Source organism: Paenibacillus sp. GM1FR, assembly GCF_002803315.1.
In the GTDB taxonomy this organism is placed as follows: Bacteria; Bacillota; Bacilli; order Paenibacillales; family Paenibacillaceae; genus Paenibacillus; species Paenibacillus amylolyticus.
The window spans coordinates 453197-470765 of record NZ_MKZL01000022.1 but is presented as its reverse complement, the minus strand read 5'-3'; the positions used below and the strand labels follow the sequence as shown (position 1 = coordinate 470765).

The 17569-nt window shown below is 46.2% G+C and carries 10 protein-coding genes; all 10 read right to left on the bottom strand.

Annotated features, from left to right (window positions below):
- Window positions 1-137: 137 nt before the first annotated feature.
- Window positions 138-542, bottom strand: coding sequence for a TIGR03826 family flagellar region protein (locus PAEAM_RS17600; protein WP_062836993.1), 405 nt, complete (start codon window positions 540-542; stop codon window positions 138-140).
- A 150-nt stretch (window positions 543-692) separates the two neighbouring features.
- Window positions 693-6236, bottom strand: coding sequence for a fibronectin type III domain-containing protein (locus tag PAEAM_RS17595; RefSeq protein WP_165789953.1), 5544 nt, complete (start codon window positions 6234-6236; stop codon window positions 693-695).
- A 251-nt stretch (window positions 6237-6487) separates the two neighbouring features.
- Window positions 6488-7150: a ComF family protein gene (locus tag PAEAM_RS17590; protein ID WP_243391391.1), complete on the bottom strand. Its 663-nt coding sequence runs from the start codon at window positions 7148-7150 to the stop codon at window positions 6488-6490.
- Window positions 7151-7449: 299 nt separating this feature from the next.
- On the bottom strand, window positions 7450-9339 hold the full coding sequence (locus PAEAM_RS32740) for a helicase-related protein (protein WP_100528417.1): 1890 nt from the start codon (window positions 9337-9339) through the stop codon (window positions 7450-7452).
- A gap of 312 nt (window positions 9340-9651) precedes the next feature.
- Entirely contained in the window at window positions 9652-9834 is a 183-nt protein-coding gene (locus PAEAM_RS17580) for an aspartyl-phosphate phosphatase Spo0E family protein (protein WP_100528416.1), read from the bottom strand.
- 280 nt (window positions 9835-10114) lie between these two features.
- Window positions 10115-11485, bottom strand: a complete 1371-nt coding sequence (locus PAEAM_RS17575) for a helix-turn-helix domain-containing protein (protein ID WP_100528415.1) — start codon at window positions 11483-11485, stop codon at window positions 10115-10117.
- A 422-nt stretch (window positions 11486-11907) separates the two neighbouring features.
- Window positions 11908-12285 carry a hypothetical protein gene (locus PAEAM_RS17570; protein WP_100528414.1) on the bottom strand — a complete coding sequence of 126 codons (378 nt, stop codon included), beginning with the start codon at window positions 12283-12285 and terminating at the stop codon, window positions 11908-11910.
- A gap of 357 nt (window positions 12286-12642) precedes the next feature.
- Entirely contained in the window at window positions 12643-13365 is a 723-nt protein-coding gene (locus PAEAM_RS17565; RefSeq protein WP_026081439.1) for a response regulator transcription factor, read from the bottom strand.
- A gap of 7 nt (window positions 13366-13372) precedes the next feature.
- A complete protein-coding gene (locus PAEAM_RS17560) occupies window positions 13373-14533 on the bottom strand; it encodes a sensor histidine kinase (RefSeq protein WP_036612500.1) in 1161 nt (386 codons plus the stop codon).
- Between the two features lie 47 nt (window positions 14534-14580).
- Window positions 14581-17304 (bottom strand): stalk domain-containing protein, encoded by a 2724-nt coding sequence (locus PAEAM_RS17555; RefSeq protein WP_100528413.1) that lies wholly within the window; start codon window positions 17302-17304, stop codon window positions 14581-14583.
- Between the last annotated feature and the right edge of the window lie 265 nt (window positions 17305-17569).

Genomic DNA, 17569 nt, shown 5'->3' with positions numbered 1-17569 from the left:
TATACGTTTTTCTTACTTTATCTTTATGTTATCAAAATGATTAGGATAATAAAAAAAACCGATAATCTTTAATAAGTTTATCGGTACGTTTCAAAACATTTGTTATAGCAAAACATGTATTTGAGCCCTCGCTCCTATTAATCGCGTAGTTTGTCGACAGCATTGTAGGTTCGTCCGCCTACATTGTTGTTATCCTTCTGACCTACTTCACGAGCTGCTCCTGCCAAGTCTTTCGTCAAGCGATTACGGCAAGAGTCACACATATGACCTTCACGAATCAAGGTTCCGCATACTTCACAAGGATACATCATATTCGGGGCATTCTCGATGGAAATTCGTCCCTCACGGATGAACTTGGTAATGTTTTTAATTGAAACTTCTGTTGCATCGGATAGCTCCTGTATGTTGGTTCCCTTGTTTTCGCGTAAATAATCTACACAAATCTGATATTCCTGCTCTATTTCCTTGATACAATTAGAACATACATCTCTAAAATTCAACGCATATAATTTACCACAGCGAGGACAATTACCTAAATTCATCGCTAAAACGCCCCTCTCAAACTTCCATTTCCGAATAGATAATAACTATACATTACCTTATTTTCTCTGATGAAGCCATAGTCTATTTACAGAACAAAAGAGGGGAGCAGGATGCACATATACGCAACCCTGCTCCCCAATTTTATATTCCTAATTCAATGTTCTAATACTTAGTACAGAAGACCATACGCTTGTGTTCTGATCGTTGAATGCCCGAATGCGATATTTATGCAAACTGGACGGTAACAGATCAGAATGAATAAACGTTGCATCACTGACCGTCGCCACAATTTGCCCATCGGCTTCAATTTCGTAAAACGAAGCTCCTGCTAAAGCGTCCCACGTTAGAATAACGTTGGTTCTGTCCGAACTCCCTTTCAGCACAGGGGTAGATAATTGAGTCGTTCCTGTAATCATCTCACTCCAAGCTCCCGCGCCAGAAGCATTTTTGGCACGAATTCGGAAAGTATGCTCCGTATATGGTGCAAGTCCGCTCTTCGTATAAGCAACTCCACTCACAGCAACCACCGTACCATCAATCTCCAGATCATACCCGGTAGCTCCGGTAACAGCACCCCATCTCAGCGCGATAGCCGTTGTTGTTGCTGAGTTAATACTTAAACCTGAGACACTGGCAGGTAACGTAGTTTGGGACAATATTGCTGTCCATGCACTAACATTAGTGTCGGTCAGGGCACGAATACGATATTTATGAATTGTTCCACCAAGTACTCCATTATGGACATACAAGAGATCACTTACAGTAGCAACCACTATGCCATCTGCCTCAATCTCATATTTTGTTGCACCAACAACTTCATTCCATGTCAGCGTAACTGCGGTTTCTTCAGGTACAGCTTTCAGCGTTGTTGGTACATTTAATTGGGTCGAGGCGGTTACAATCTCACTCCAGCTACCAATGCCGGCAGCATTTTTGGCACGAATGCGGAAGGTATGCTCTGTATTGGCTAGAAGTGTTGTTTTGGTATAAGCCAAAGCGGTTACAGCGACTATTTTACCGTCAATTTCCAGATCATATCCTGTTGCTCCCGTAACTGCATTCCACTTCATAGCAATGGCTACTGTTGTTGCAGAATTCATACTCAATCCGGTCACAATGCCCGGGAAAGTGTTTTGAGTCAAGACCGTAGACCAAGCGCTACTGTTCTTATCCGTTAATGCACGCACACGATAGGTGTGCGATGTTCCTGCAAGCAAATTACTATGAACATATGAGGGATTGGTTACTGTAGAAACAATTGTTCCATCTGCCTCAATTTCATATTTAGTTGCATCTTTAATATCAAGCCAATTCAAAGTAATAGCTGTTTCCTCTGATGTTGCTTTCAGAGCAGGTGTGTTTAACTGGGTTGTAACATCTGTTACATCTCCCCAAGCTCCAGCCCCAGCAGTATTTTTGGAACGAATACGGAATGTATGATCCGTATTGGCGATAAGTCCCGTTTTGGTGTAAACCACTCCACTAACAGGTACCACCGTGCCATCAATTTCAAGGTCATATCCCGTCGCTCCTGAGACTGCGTTCCACTTCAGAGCAACAGCTGTGTTCGTTACACTTGTTACCGTTAGCCCGGTCACAGAACCAGGCAACGTATTTTGTGTCAAGACCGCAGTCCAAGCTCCAACATTGGTTTCGGTCAGAGCGCGTACGCGGTATTTATGTGCTGTTCCAGCTATCAGATTATTGTGAGTATAGGTAGGCACCTTAACAGTACCCACTAAGACTCCGTCCGCTTCAATCTCATATTTGGTTGCATCTTTAACTTCAGGCCATGTCAAGGTGACCGCTTGTTCCTCAGAAGAAGCCTTCAGCACAGGTGTGTTAAGTAAAGTTGTGCCATCTACAATCTCACTCCATATACTTGCACCTGCTGTATTTTTAGAACGAATACGGAACGTATGATCCGTATTTGTCACAAGCCCACTCTTCGTATAAGCGACTCCCGTTACTGGTACAACTGTACCATCGATCTCCAAATCATATCCTGTTGCTCCCGTTACTGCCGTCCATTTTAAGGCAATGGCTACATTGGTAACAGAGCTAATACTTAAACCAGTAACCGAAGCAGGTATCGTATTTTGCGTCAGCACCGCAGTCCAGGCACCTGTATTAGAGTCCGTCAGTGCACGTACACGATATTTATGCGCCGTTCCTGGAAGCAAATTAGTGTGCACATATTTCGGTTCGCTAATTGTACCAGTAACGACTCCATCTGCTTCAATCTCATACTTGGTTGCATCTGCTACATCAGCCCATGTCAATGTAATCGCAGTCTCTTCCGAGGAAGCTTTTAGAACAGGGGTATTCAATAACGTTGTACCACTTACCTCATCACTCCATGCTCCGGCACCTGCCGCATTTTTGGAGCGAACGCGGAACGTATGATCCGTATTAGCCGCAAGTCCGGTCTTGTTGTAGGTTAATCCAGTAGCAGCTACTACCGTGCCATCAATTTCAAGCTCATAACCTGTTGCTCCGGTTACAGCATTCCATTTCAAAGCCATTGTTGTATTCGTTACAGAGGTAATACCCAGTCCAGTAACTGAACCTGGTAGTGTATTTTGATTTAAGACAGCAGTCCAAGCCCCGTTGTTTGTATCTGTCAGTGCTCGTACACGATACTTATGCGCTGTTCCTGGCTGAAGACTTGAATGTATATATTTCGGCTCATTAACTGTTGCAACAATTGAGCCATCTGCTTCAATCTCATACTTGATCGCATCTGATACATCTGCCCATGTTACTGTAATAGCAGTCTCTTCCGAGGAAGCTTTTAAAATAGGGGTATTCAACAATGTCGTACCATCAATGATATCACTCCATACTCCGGCACCTGCCGTATTTTTAGAGCGAACGCGGAACGTATGATTCGTATTGGCTGCAAGACCTGTCTTGTTGTATGTTAATCCACTTACAGCTACTACCGTGCCATCAATCTCCAAGTCATAACCCGTTGCTCCAGTTACGGCATTCCACTTAAGCGCGATAGCGACATTGGTTGCAGAGGTTACACTCAACCCTGTGACTGAACCCGGTAAAGTATTCTGAGTGAGAAGTGCAGTCCAAGGGCTAACGTTGAGCTCCGTCAGGGCTCTTACACGGTACTTATGCGTTGTTCCTGGAGTCAAACTCTCATGTGTATAGACTGGCGCCGTAACCGTTGCTACAACAATACCATCTGCCTCCACTTCATATTTGGTTGCATCAGTAACATCTGCCCAAGTTACAGTAATTGCATCTTCTTGGGAAGATGCTTTCAGCACAGGCGTATTGAGTTGAGTCCTGCCACTTACCACATCACTCCACACACCCACACCTGCCGTATTCTTGGAACGGATACGGAACGTATGGTCCGTATTCGCTGCAAGACCACTCTTCGTATATGTTAAACCAGTAACTGGAACTACTACTCTATCAATCTCCAAGTCATATCCAGAGCTACCGGTCACTGCACTCCATTTCAAGGAAATTGCGGCGTTCGTTGTGGATGTTATACTGAGACCTGATACCGCTGCAGGCAATGTACTCTGCGTCAGGATTGCTGTCCATGCACTTGTGTTGGTATCCGTCAACGCACGAATGCGATACTTATGGGCCGTTCCTGGCAGCAATGCTGCATCGCTATAACTAGGCTTTTCTACCGTTGCAACCACTGCTCCGTCAGCCTCAATTTCATATTTCGTTGCGTCTGCTACATCAGCCCATGTCAGATTGATTGCAGTTTCTTCTGATGTTGCTTTCAAGACAGGTGTGTTCAACTGCGTTATTCCGCTGATCAGATCACTCCATGCCCCTGCACCAGCGGCATTCTTCGAACGAATACGGAAGGTATGATCTGTATTTGCTGCGAGACCATTCTTCGTGTAGGTTACTCCTGTTACAGGGACAACTGTTCCATCAATCTCGAGATCATAACCTGTGGCTCCGGTTACTGCTGTCCATTTCAGAGTAATAGCTACGTTGGTTGCTGCACTAATCCCCAATCCATTAACGGAATCAGGCAACGTATTTTGTGACTTCACTGCCGACCATGCGCTAATGTTATTGTCACTTATAGCTCGTACACGATACTTATGGGCCGTTCCAGGTTTGAGCCCTGTGTGCGTATAGATTGAATCTGATATATCTCCAACGACAACGCCATCCGCCTCAACTTCATATGACGTTGCACCATCAACTGGTGACCAGATGAGAACAACTTCTTCTTGTGAAGGGTTGGACTGAATAACGGGTGTACTCATCTGGGTGATTCCTGTAGTTACATCACTCCAGCTTCCTGCACCACCAGCATTTTTAGGTCTGATTCTAAAAGTGTACTCTGTATTGGCTGTAAGGCCAGTTTTACTATAAGCGGTGCCTGTTACAGCAACATTAGTGCCATCAATCTCCAAATCATATCCGGTAGCACCCTTTACCGCAGTCCAAGCTACCGTTAATTTATTGAATGTGGCATCAGTAACCGTCAGCCCGTTGGTACGATCAGGTACTGTTAACTGACTCACCATTTTACTCCACGCACTCTCATTGTTAGCTGAGAAGGCTTTTAGCACATAGGTATGCGTTGAATTAGCTTCAAGCCCTTCATGTACATAGGAAGTTACGTTTCCTAATTCAAATGGTGTACCACCATCAATCTGCAACTGGTAGCGATCTGCAGACTCAACCGCCATCCACTGAATCGTATTCTTGCCTTCCTCTGGCGTTACGGCCAAAACAGGTTTCTCAAGCAAGGTTGTTATTGCAACCGGCTCACTCCACTCACTAGCTCCTAGTCTGTTAATTCCACGTACTCTATAGGTGTATGTAGTATTGGGTGTAAGTGAAGAACGTGTATAATTGATTCCGTAAAAAGGCCCTTTGACTACGCCATTCTCTTCAATCTCATATTGAACAGCTTGTGGAGCAGCAGACCAATTGAGATTAATAGCTACATCACTGGCATTAGCCGCCAAATTAGCTGGAACAGCAGGATTTGTAGTAATAGGCTGTGTTGTTCCCGGCTCTTTTACAAAACTGAATGATTCTGCTTTCCGTATGTAATACGGATTCAGGTTAGATACAAAATCTACTACCGCTCCTGTATCGGCATTAATCACAAGACTTAACTGTGTAGCCTCATAGCTTTGCACATATCTTGGCGTAGTCATTCCAAATTCATCAACGGTGGAATTATTCCATACTCCAACATTGGTTCCGGATTGTCTGTATTCCATAGTCGTGTAATACTCCCATACCTCAGCAAAGTCGATGATAAAGGCATTGGTAACTTTACCGGCATAAGTAGATGTATAGGAGCCAAATGAAATCTTGGTTATGTCCTCAACTGCTCCATTAATCGATTGGCTTCTCCTAAAAGAATATCCTGATGTTGAAATCTCATATGATCTCACCCAACCCAGCTTAACTGATTTTTGATTCACCTGTAATTGGCCGTTGTTGTTGGTCAACACATATTGGTAATCATTACTTGATGAGACTATCCCACTTCCTACTGCTGCATGTGCCCGGTTCCCCCCGTACACGCCAAACTGTCCGAATACCAGCATGAATACTAGTAGACGGACAGTCCATAAGTAAAATCCATTTTTTCTTTTTCCTGCGACCACTTTTGTTCTCCCCTTCAACAGATATGTTGTGCCACTCCCTATGCTGTCACCTGTGGTGAACGGCAAAACTATCTATTCTGCGCGAGAAAACAAATTCCTCTTTTTTACATGTAAAAAATTTCTTATTACGCTTTCATTTATAATTTCATCAAACAACTATATTTCAAACGGAATAAATGGAATGGAGACACGCATTAACGTACCAATGATTAATAAAGGAACATATTTTCCTGTCTACTATTAATTATACAGTATAGATCACCCACCTAAAGTGGCTGAAGAATGCTGGGCCGTCATTTATTACTTGAATTTACTTTCTAGGATCTTGCCAGTGTCAGCGTGTAAATCTCGACCGGAATCTCCATGTGGAAGCCAGCATTTAGAATAACCCGCCCACAAGCGTCCAAGGTGCTGCCTGTTGTATAGATATCATCAATCAGCAGTAACTGTATGGGTTTTGCATGTGATATGCCCTTTTGTGTTGGCAGATGAGATTCCCTGTATAGCTCTTCAATTAAATGCATGCCATCCGGGTTGATGGAGAAAGCATTCTTCATCGTTTCAATACGCTCACCGCGTGATTTGAAGCTTTGTTTGGTGGTGTTGATCTGGCGCTGCAACAGATCAACGATGGGTAGGCGGCAGGCGGTGGCGAGCCCAGCAGCCAGCCGCTCCGCCTGATTGAAGCCACGCTCGGCCAGGCGCTCGCCGCTCACCGGGACATAGGTGACCGCGTCAGGCCGCCATTGTGGCTTCGTTTGTTGAGCATGTGTGGCGGGATGAGCCACGGGGGCTGGGGGTTCTTTTGCCAAAGCAGAATTCTGCTCCTCACTCATCGCTTGAAAGGCATGAATCAACAAAGCGGTTAAGAGCGGTGCGTAGCGTTCATGGCCTCTGAATTTGTACATGCCTATCCATTCTTTCATAAGAGTGTTGTATTGTACGGCGCTGCGATTGGAGATAAAAGAACGGTTTTGCATGTGTGGACGAGCACAGTCCGGGCATCCGACATCCCGACCACAACGCAGACAGCGGATAGAACGAATCCATGGAATCTGCTTCACACAACGTAGGCATATGCCTGGATAGATAGAAGACAGAATCGCTCGAGTCCCACATGTCAGACAAGTCGCTCCCGGCGGGGCGAGCAGGTGGTGGAGACGTTGGGTCAGGTGTTGCGCCTGATCGGATATGTTACTGAGCCAATTGAACATAGGGGGCATACCTCCAGTCTCGGGAATGTATTGTGACATGTGGATACGAACATGGCAGATGGCAATTAGGTTTGGGATGGTGGATGCAGGTAACCTTTGCGACGAGCGATGGTGTTCATTTTTCGAATCTGGGCAACGGCCTTCACCTGTGAACGTGTCCGACGAGATGATGCAAAAACTACTCTACCTGCCGGGTCATCCATGGAACGCCCAGCTCTGCCTGCCATCTGAACCAGTGATGCTTCATCAAAGAGACCATTGTCTGCATCCAATATAAAAACATCACTGCGCGGAATGGTCACGCCACGCTCCAGAATTGTGGTGGTTACGAGCAGACGAATGTCACGATCACGAAAGGCTGTAACTTTGCTAGCGCGATCGGGGTCTTGGGATGAAGTTCCTTCGATATGGATTCCGGGAAAAGTACGGCGCATCAGGTTCACAAACGCCTCAATCTGGGCAATGCGTGTCACAAAGACAAATACCTGGGCGTCACGCTTCAATGAAATTTGGATGTTAGTCCTCAAGGCAGAAGGAAGATTTCGTTTCTTAATACATTCAGCAACGGTAACCATCTTGACCAAGCGCGGGACAGGCAAAGGATGACGGTGAAAACGTACCGGGACCTTGGCATGGGCGAGCACCCCCTTCGCCGCTTCCTTCTGCAGCCGAGCTGGCGGTGTAGCAGATAGATAGACAAAATTCCCCTCCGGTTTACAGGATGATGCCGCCGCGTGAGCGAGCATGGGATCGTTGTGATAAGGGAACGCATCAAGTTCGTCGATGATAACGAGATCAAATCCCTGATAAAAACGCATCAGTTGGTGTGTGGTCGCAAGCGTGAGCTGAGCGTCTTTCCAACGTTCGTCACTGCCTCCGTAAAGGGTAGCGAGCGAGGTGTCCGGAAAAGCTTTGGCCAGGCGCGGGGCTAGCTCCAGCACCACATCCCTGCGCGGCGTAGCGACCAAAGCTCGTCCGCCACGATCCAATGTATGTTGGAGTAGAGGGAATATCATCTCGGTCTTGCCGGCCCCGGTCACGGCCCACAGCAAGAACCGCCCCGGCCCATCCCCTGCGGGCGGTCGGGCCAAAAACGCTAGCGCCGCGGCTGCTGCCGCGCTCTGCGCTGCGCTAAGCCCCCACCGGGCGAGCCCGCCGCCGGTGGGGGCCAAGGCCGTGCCACGCGGTGCTTCGCCGCGTCGTGGCACGGCCTCTTGCGCTGCACTGCGTAGCAGCAGCGCACAAGCACGGCTGCGCCCCAGCGCGAGGCAAGCCTCGCAGTAGGCGCACGCCGCCAGGCCGCAGGCAGCGCAGGGCACGCGCTGCCTGGCTTCGCTGCCACAACGGTGGCAGCGGGGCGCGCTCCGCGCGCGTCCAAGCCACGCGTGCCGACGGCGCGTGGCAGGCCCTTCGAGGGCGGCTGTGATACTCAGCCGCCCGTGCAAGCGCGCGAGCTGCGCAGCCGCGCGCCAATCCTCTGGCGGCTGGGCGGTATCCGCCAGCAACGCCTCCGCCTCGGCCGCCAGTAATTGGCGGCCGCTGATCCGCTCAGCCAGCAGGGCCGCGTCCCGCTCCAGCTGAGCCCACTGCACGGCGGGATACGACTCTGGCATCCCGCCTACCAACGCACCACGCGCAGCGACACTCCCCGCTTTGCCCGCTATACCTTTTCTGGCCTCTGTTTCACCCGAGGCCAGTTCATATACATCCAGCTTCCGCGCAAGATAGTTCTGCCATTCGCGCTGGCCCCACTGATCCATACCTCGCTCCATCTCATAATGTTCAACCAACCAGGATGCCTGACTTAACGGTAACGCCTTGTCTAACAGCAACCAGCGCAGCACATGTCGCCCACTTCCTCTCTCCAGCCACCAAGCCACATCCACTCGAATGTCGAGGGACAAGATCATACTCCACCCTTCCCCTACACGGCACACATATAAGGCAACCTTCATTTACTCTCCTCCCCCATCGCACATTCTCCGAACGCAAAAAAAGCACATGCCAACCCGGCTGTTCGCCGGAGCATGTGCTTCATGTCCATATTCCATCTTCGTATGATCAATCTACTTATCACTATACCAATTGAATCTCGACTCTACAAATTCAGTCATTCAAAAAGTTTATTTCCCAACTCGAATTAAAGGTTGCTGATCAAGTGCTGAACAACTTCTAACCAGACTATTATATATATATCATTTAGATGAACCTTACTCTACGATGTATGTTTACTTCAATCATATTGGTCTGAAATGTCCAGGAACCAGTTATGTATTACTTAGTTTGGAGATGCCTGAGAACATTCGATTATATCGATTAATCAACTCATCTAAAATCTCGGATTGCTTAATTACGATTGGATGTTGTAAACCATAAATCGCAACCAACGCGTGCAAACTTTCCCGTTCACGTTCCAAGTCACTTTCCTGATTGTTCACAACATATTTCATAGCATCCTCACCTCTATGAAATAGTGTAACCCCTTATGTAAAAACCAAGATTCATGTCAGATATACAAAAAACCTATAAGAAAATGAAATGTGGCCATTCTCTCACAGGTAACTCTCTATAATCTATAAAATAAGATCTACCAACCACCTTGACCATGAGAATTAGTCGTCAAAATTTCTGGAACTTCAGGTGGTACATTCTCCGTAGCAGAAGACGTGTTAAATGGTACCACCATTGTTGTAATGGTAATTATGGTAGCAATGATTATGAATTTTATCTTCATCTCTCTTTTCGAACCTCCTTCAGCAGTGTAGTGTACTTATGAAGCTCTTCGTTTGTTGCTAAATGCCGAATGGAATCAAATGTACAGAACCCTCTGACCATACAAGCATCATTATTAATTCTAGCTGAGATTGCCAAACTATCCAGTATAAATTGAATCCCAACCCGAATCCGGTCTGAGTTTAGATAATAATCCGCTACATCTGCCAAGAAATTCACGAACTGATCATCTATAATCTGATTGGTATAAGACCCCACCTTCTCATGTGTGATCATAAATGATGATATTGTGGTCTTAAAGCGCTCCAACACATGATCCATATTCATATTATAATTTAGTGCTGCCTTAATAAGCTTAAATAACCCACGTAGAATCTCATTTTCTTTTGTAGATAAATAATCCACATACTCATCTAAAATCTCAATTCTTCCTGCCATTATTTCAAAGAGGTACCTATTTGCTGTTGCCCACTCCCGAAACTGACTCTTTGTAAGCTCCGCCTCAAGATCATTCTCAATAATCCATTCGTGATTTTCATAGCATGAGACATAGTATAACGCCTGCTGATATTCATTCTTTTCTCCATATATTGATGCTATGATCAAATCCGAGTATAAAATATAACCAAACAAAGGTTTGGAAGGCTCCTGATAACTCTTCCCCCTTCTAATCCGTTGCTGTTTGATTTTGTACTGCACCCTCGCCAGTTTGCCCATTCGTGTTGCCAGTTGTTCCGCTTTGTCCCAACGACGCAATGAGAGGTATAGATTCATCAGATCTTTCAGCGCATCCAGTTGATCCAACTCATTAAGGCGCACGACATACGGATCAAATTGCACAGCACATTCCAGATTATTCTGCTGATCATCATTAATCGAGAGCTTGAATATTCGATACTGACAGATCGCCAATCTTTCGGCATGCTGGTACCGTTCCCCTTCACACACTTTACGATATATAATTAGCGCAGCTGCCGCGCTCCCTTCGGCATTAAATGATTCGGCACAATCAAACAAAGGTTTGATATACGAAGGATTTTCCATCATTAGATCTACTGTTCTTTCAATACAATCGTTTTTCCCAAGCTCTGCACAGCGAGTGATAAACGGACGCAGTCGTCTCCAGTTCATTGTAAAATCATCAAACAACTCACTCACATACTGTTCATAAAAATATCCTTCTTCCAACCCCATATATTCTGTCATAATATCCAGGATTTTTACCGATATAGGCTGTGAACCATTAATCACTCTACTTAGCGTTCCAGAGTTAATGCCTGATTTCTCTGCAAAATGATAAAGAAGGATTTTGTTTTCCTCTATGTAATGTAAAAATTCTGTTCGGATCGTCTTATCTATTACACTCAAGAAGATACCCCCTTCCAGAAACACACTTTTCTCACGTCCAACATCCATTTTAAGTAATTATATGGTTTAATATACCATTGGTCAATATAATGGAAGAGTCTGCTTTCATTTTATGGGCTGATCTATCCCCTCTAGTACACTCACACCAATTCTGCTAATAACCAGAATCTTTCTATAAAATTGCGAAACTTTTTCCAATCTGAATCGTCTATACTTTTAAATTAAGATTTCTGACTTCGAAAATCTTATTTCTGTGATCAAGAACTCCTCATACCCAGACAATAACCATAGATTGCATAAAAACCCATTTTTAATTTAAAAGCAGACTTGGCTACAATTACAAAAAAAGACTACAGCTTCTGCTGTAATCTTTTCACTGTAGATCTGCGAAATGCTAATCCCATTTCCGTTCACATGATGATTTACTGCTCTGACTCACGCAAATCAATCAGGCGAAACGTGTGACCGGTCTGTGCTACCCGTTCAATATCAGCAGGGACAGCAGGCAGATAAGATGTCTCCATGCCTTGCCTTTGCATAAGCTTTTCAATAATCGTAATCGTTTCCGCTTCTGTACGATCAGCAACAACTGTTAATCTGAAGCTCTTACCACGGTATAATAATTCCCGGCAAAGTTCTCTTACAATGCCTTCGATCCGCCCTGCCTGATTGGAAGGGATGAGCAGGATATGCTCGAAACCTTCAGATTCCGGACGGGAAAGATGGCGCTGGTGCATGGCATGAACGGCCATTGCCGCCAGGAAGTATATGAGCAGAATCATAGTCAGATGAGCAACCATGGCAACTGCACCTCCTCGGAAGGTCATGCTCACCCATGGCGAACATCCCTGTATACAACAAGTATATGCTGTACTTCCTGAAGGGTTACACTTGCATTTCCTATCACTCATATTCCACGCTGATCGACACCGGACGAAGAAAGACAGGCCAGGTCATTCATTCACACCTAAGCTTGAACATATGTTCCGCACAACCTTACACTTTGCTCATTTGCAGTGATAAAGTCCATTAACCCGCAGACCAATCCAACATTCTGGAAAGGGCGCGAGTGAACACCAATCTATACTTCATCTAGGTTGAATCAACCAATGGACTGACTTACCGTAAGAATACTGCTTTACAAAAAACATAAGGTATTAGAGCGTAACCCAACCATATTTGATCGAATTGATAACAGCTTGAGTACGGTCGTCCACTTCCATCTTCTGCAGAATGCTGCTGACATGGTTTTTTACTGTTTTTTCACTGATGAACAGGAATTCACCAATCATTTTGTTGCTCTTACCTTCTGCCATCAAGCGAAGCACTTCAGCCTCACGACGTGTAAGCGGGTTATTGTCGCCAGCAACAAATTTAACACCTGCTTCCTTCGAAGCTCCTTCACTCATTGCCCCTGTTTCATTAAGATACGTCATACGACGCAGCTGCATGATCAGTTTGCCTGTTACTTTCGGGTGTATGAACGCATGTCCTTCATGCACGGAACGAATCGCATTGATCAGAGACTCGGCCTCCATATCCTTCAGCAAGTATCCGTTAGCCCCTTTACGAAGCGTCTCAAATACATAACTTTCATCATCATGAATGGACAAGATAATCACTTTGACATCAGGGAACAGCTCACGCAATTTCTCCGTTGCTTCAACCCCATTTTCGATTGGCATGTTGATATCCATCAATACGATATCAGGTTTATCCTGATTGCAGAATTCGAGCACTTGAATTCCATCGCCGCATTCGCCGATGACCTCAATGTCGTCCTCCATATTTAAAATGCGTTTCAGTCCCTCACGGAACAGCTGATGATCATCAGCCAAAAGAACTTTAATCGATGCTTTACCAGTATCACGGTTTTCCATCATCCTGCTACTCCTTTCCCTTATCCACGTTTGTCGGGATATGAATCACTATTTTGGTTCCTTGATTTTCTCCGGATTCAATCTCTATTCTTCCTTCTAACAGTTCAACCCGTTCTCTCATCCCAATCAGACCGAAGTGGGTATGATCCTTGCTTTTCTTCGCAAGAAGCTCCGGTTTGAACCCAAGCCCATTGTCCTGAACGACAATTTTGACGAGCTGAGCCTGGTATGTAATTTCCACTACAACATATGTGGGATAAGCATGCTTTGCAGCATTCGACAGACCTTCCTGCACAAGGCGGTAGATTGCAGCCTCCATGGCTGAAGATAAACGATGTTCCTTACCTCTTGTTTCAAAAAGCGACCGGATTTTCGTTTTTACCTCAAAATCCTGCACGTACTTCCGAAGCGTTGGAATCAGTCCCAGATCATCCAGTGCCATAGGACGCAGATTGAAAATAACTTTTCTCATTTCTTCAAGACTGGAACGAACCTGGCCTTTCAAATCTACTATTTCGGCCTGGACCATCTTAAAATCCTGCTTAATGAGCATTCTTTCTACAATTTCCGTCCTAAGCACTAGATTGGCGAGCATCTGGGCAGGCCCGTCATGAATTTCACGAGCAATACGTTTCCGCTCTTCTTCCTGGGCCAAAATTATTTTCAAACCAATCATTTGTCGATTTTTGGCATTTTCAATGATCCGGGTCACTTGACCTAGTTCACCTGACAGGTATTCGAGTACAACACCCATCTGCGAACCGATGGTCTCGGCACGCTCCACAGAAGCTTCCACATTTTTGGCACGCTTCTGTAGGTCATCCCGACGGGCCTTCAGATACATTTCCTTCTCACGATAAATCATCAGATCCAGCTGCAGCTGTGTTGCTTTCTCATATGCCTGCTTGATATCATGCTCGGAATAACGGACAAAGTCGCGGCTAACCTCAGTCAGCCGGATCCGGGAACGGCGGTAGTTCAGCTCCAACTGATCTACTTTCTCGATCGTTTCCGCCGTCTCCTTCAACACCGACTTCAACTCCTCGTTGAGCGTTTTCAGCTCATCGCGAGTCGAGTCCATGATTTCGAACATTTGATATTTGCTGTTTTCCATGACTTGTATGGCGTTTTTAATGACGCGGTCTATGGCATCGGCTTGTAAATCCACGTTTGTTCGACTCCATTTCTATCGTTTCCGGTATATATCATACCATATCACGATGAGATGGTAACGGTCTTCGTTTTCTGTTCCCATTTTACAGTCAGTCCAAGTTGCTCGGAAACGAGTCTGAGCGGGACTAAAGTCCTACCACCCGTTACGTATGGTGCAACAGTTGCGCTCTGTCTTTTACCATTCAGAATGAATTCTTTCTGCCCTACAACCAGATCAATCAGCTTGCCACCACGTAATACCGTGATCCGCTGATTTTTGCTATCCCAGCTTGCCTGACCACCAAAAGCGTCCAAAACATGTTTGATTGGCACATACGTTGTACCATTTTTAAGGACCGGTGCTGCATCAATCGCTTTTTTCGTTCCGTTCACCGTCATCGATTTCTGTCCAAGCACAAGTGAGGCAGTCCCCGTAGGCAATCCGACTTCACTGGACTTGGAAGGCATCGTGAATGCGATATTGTCAAAAGCAACCGTACCTGATTTCGCACGCTCATCCTGACCTTCCTCCACGTTCACCACATAGACCCGCTTCAGCTTCGCCGGATAGGCGATGTTCAGTCCATTCAGGTCCACGCTCAGCTTCTTCCACCCGTTCCAGTCAATCGCCTTGGCGAGATCGGCATATACCGTTTTGCCATTGGCATCCGTGAATTCGGCACGCAGCCAGTTCAGGCTTTTATCTCCCATAACATCCATTGACATCGATGTAGCTGCAGCAGATACCTCTCTACCGGTAGAGCCATTCAGTTGTGCATAAGCGTACATTTTGCCTGTTCCAGCAGTCATATCATAACCGAGTTGCAGTACATTGGAGCCGGCTTTTTCACCAGTTCCTGCTGTGACTGTTGCCGTACCAGTTACACCCGCTGCGTTCGTTGTGAAGTTAATCGGATAATTCACGTTCTCGAAGTTCTCCCAGATCGTTTCGCTGGCAGAAGCCGAGAGTACAACAACCGTGCTGTAACCATCATAACGACCAATCGCATATCCTACTTGTGCACCAGAATTGACGGAAGATACGGTTAATTGGTCAGCAGTAACTTTACCTTTGAATCCGATAAATTCCCATGTCAGTGAGTCTGCCGGAACCGTCACACTTTGTCCGCTCTTCGTTGTTGCCGTTACCGGAATGGACATCGTTGTGCCCGCTTTGAGGGAACCGAGACCTGATCCTGCTGTCAGGGAAGCCAATTCACTTCCACCCAGTACCGATACTTTAATGGAGGATGAAGCTCCATTGCTCGTTGCCGTCAGCGTTGCTGTTCCTGGCTTCACGCCTTTGATTGTTCCGTTGCTGACACTCACGATACCGTTGTTGCTGGACTTCCAGGACATGCTGATATCGCCTGTTGCGATTGGGTTGTAGTAGGTGTCATATCCTTTGGCTGTGTACTTGCCCTCTTGCCCCACCAGCAACGTTTGGCTGCCACTCACGGCAAAGCCCTTCAGTTTACCTACAGGAGCCGTAGAGAACACACCCAGCGTGTTTACAACCTGACGTTGCTCGGTGCCATACTCTGTGTTGAACGTCAGACCAGCGGTTTGCTCACCTAGCGGACGTGTTACCATCGTTGTGGAGCCGCCTCCGTCCAGGTTCATGCCTTTCCAGACACCCACACTGGTCATAAAGGATTGTAGTTCCGTCAGTGACATCCCGCTGCTGTTACTGTTTTTCTCCGCTGCAATGATGTAGACATACCGACCATCCTGGGAGTATCCTACTGCCGTTCTTGCACGAATGCCACCGATGCCTGAAGATGCGATATCGCGGGAAAAAGATGCTGCCTTTCCACCGTTCACCAAAATGGTGTGACCACCAATCATCATCTCCAGATTACTTGGATCGACCGATTCCCCGGTTGTTTTAGCTTTCAGTTTGTAATCCGCATCCAAGGTTTGACCAACGGACAGATGGCTCATGATCCATGTGGCTGCTGTTCCATGTGCACGCAAAATGTACCCATCCTTCGGCACCGTCATGTTAAGCGCTTTTTTATCCGAGATTTGGGTAATTACTCCGTTCTGCACGAGAACCTCTGTTGGCGTTGTGGAAGGATCATTTGGTCGTTTGCTCGATGTCCATGCCGGTGTATAAATATACATCGAGTTGGCATGACTATATTTCACTGCACCCGACTCTACCGTATAATCCTCTTTATTTATCCCACGCAAAGCAAAGGTTGAACCATCCTGTGCCTTCACTGTTCCGTCAAAGGAATACTCGTCGATCATCGGTTTGCCATCCTTGGTCACCGTCAGGGCATACATGCCTGACAGCTCAGAAGGTGTGGAGACCAGCACGCCATCGGAGACCTGTCCACCAATGGGGGCGAGCTCCCCGGAAACATTGAAATAATCGCCATTCACAGCAGCTACTGCACCATTTTCCTTAGCCATGGCTCCTGTGCTCTGTTTACTGTTCAGATTACCGCCCTTGCCTGTCATTACATCCAGCTTCACATTCGGGTTCTGCAGATCCACCTGGACTACATCCGCCAGTACGTTGACCTTGGAACCGGAACGTGTTGTTGTATATCTGTATTTCATGAGCTTCGCACCCGAAGTCAGAATTTCTTCACTCAACTTGCTTGTATTCGTAGATGCTGCAGCGGCCACCGATTGCCACGAAGTGCCTGACCACATCTGCCCGCCTGCGCTCATCACCGGTGCAATCCAGATCACACCCGCCAGCGTCACAATCGCCCATTTCTTCACCTTACTGCCCTTAACGTCTTCCAGCTGTTTCTCATGTTTCCCCAGCATGTCTGAAACGTCTCTCCCATCTTGTATATCAATCTTAGACATCACGAACACTGCCAAATAGGCAGCCGATAGCGAGATCTCTAGTATACTCTTCTATTAATAGACTGCTTTTTGTGGAAAAAGTTACGTTTGTCCCCTATATTAGCATGCATTCATTATGAAAATAGCACACTTTCATATCTCGGATGTAATATTCCTTTCATTCATATATAGGTCTATATAAAAAGAAACACATCAGCGTGAGTAGTTCGGCTGATGTGCTTTT

Bases quoted from the DNA above. Each gene is read 5' to 3' on its own strand.
- PAEAM_RS17580 (WP_100528416.1), bottom strand. From the start codon at position 9,834: ATGAAATATGTTGTGAACAATCAGGAAAGTGACTTGGAACGTGAACGG.
- PAEAM_RS17555 (WP_100528413.1), bottom strand. From the start codon at position 17,304: ATGCTGGGGAAACATGAGAAACAGCTGGAAGACGTTAAGGGCAGTAAG.
- PAEAM_RS17570 (WP_100528414.1), bottom strand. From the start codon at position 12,285: ATGGTTGCTCATCTGACTATGATTCTGCTCATATACTTCCTGGCGGCA.
- PAEAM_RS17600 (WP_062836993.1), bottom strand. From the start codon at position 542: ATGAATTTAGGTAATTGTCCTCGCTGTGGTAAATTATATGCGTTGAAT.
- PAEAM_RS32740 (WP_100528417.1), bottom strand. From the start codon at position 9,339: ATGAAGGTTGCCTTATATGTGTGCCGTGTAGGGGAAGGGTGGAGTATG.
- PAEAM_RS17565 (WP_026081439.1), bottom strand. From the start codon at position 13,365: ATGGAAAACCGTGATACTGGTAAAGCATCGATTAAAGTTCTTTTGGCT.
- PAEAM_RS17590 (WP_243391391.1), bottom strand. From the start codon at position 7,150: ATGCAAAACCGTTCTTTTATCTCCAATCGCAGCGCCGTACAATACAAC.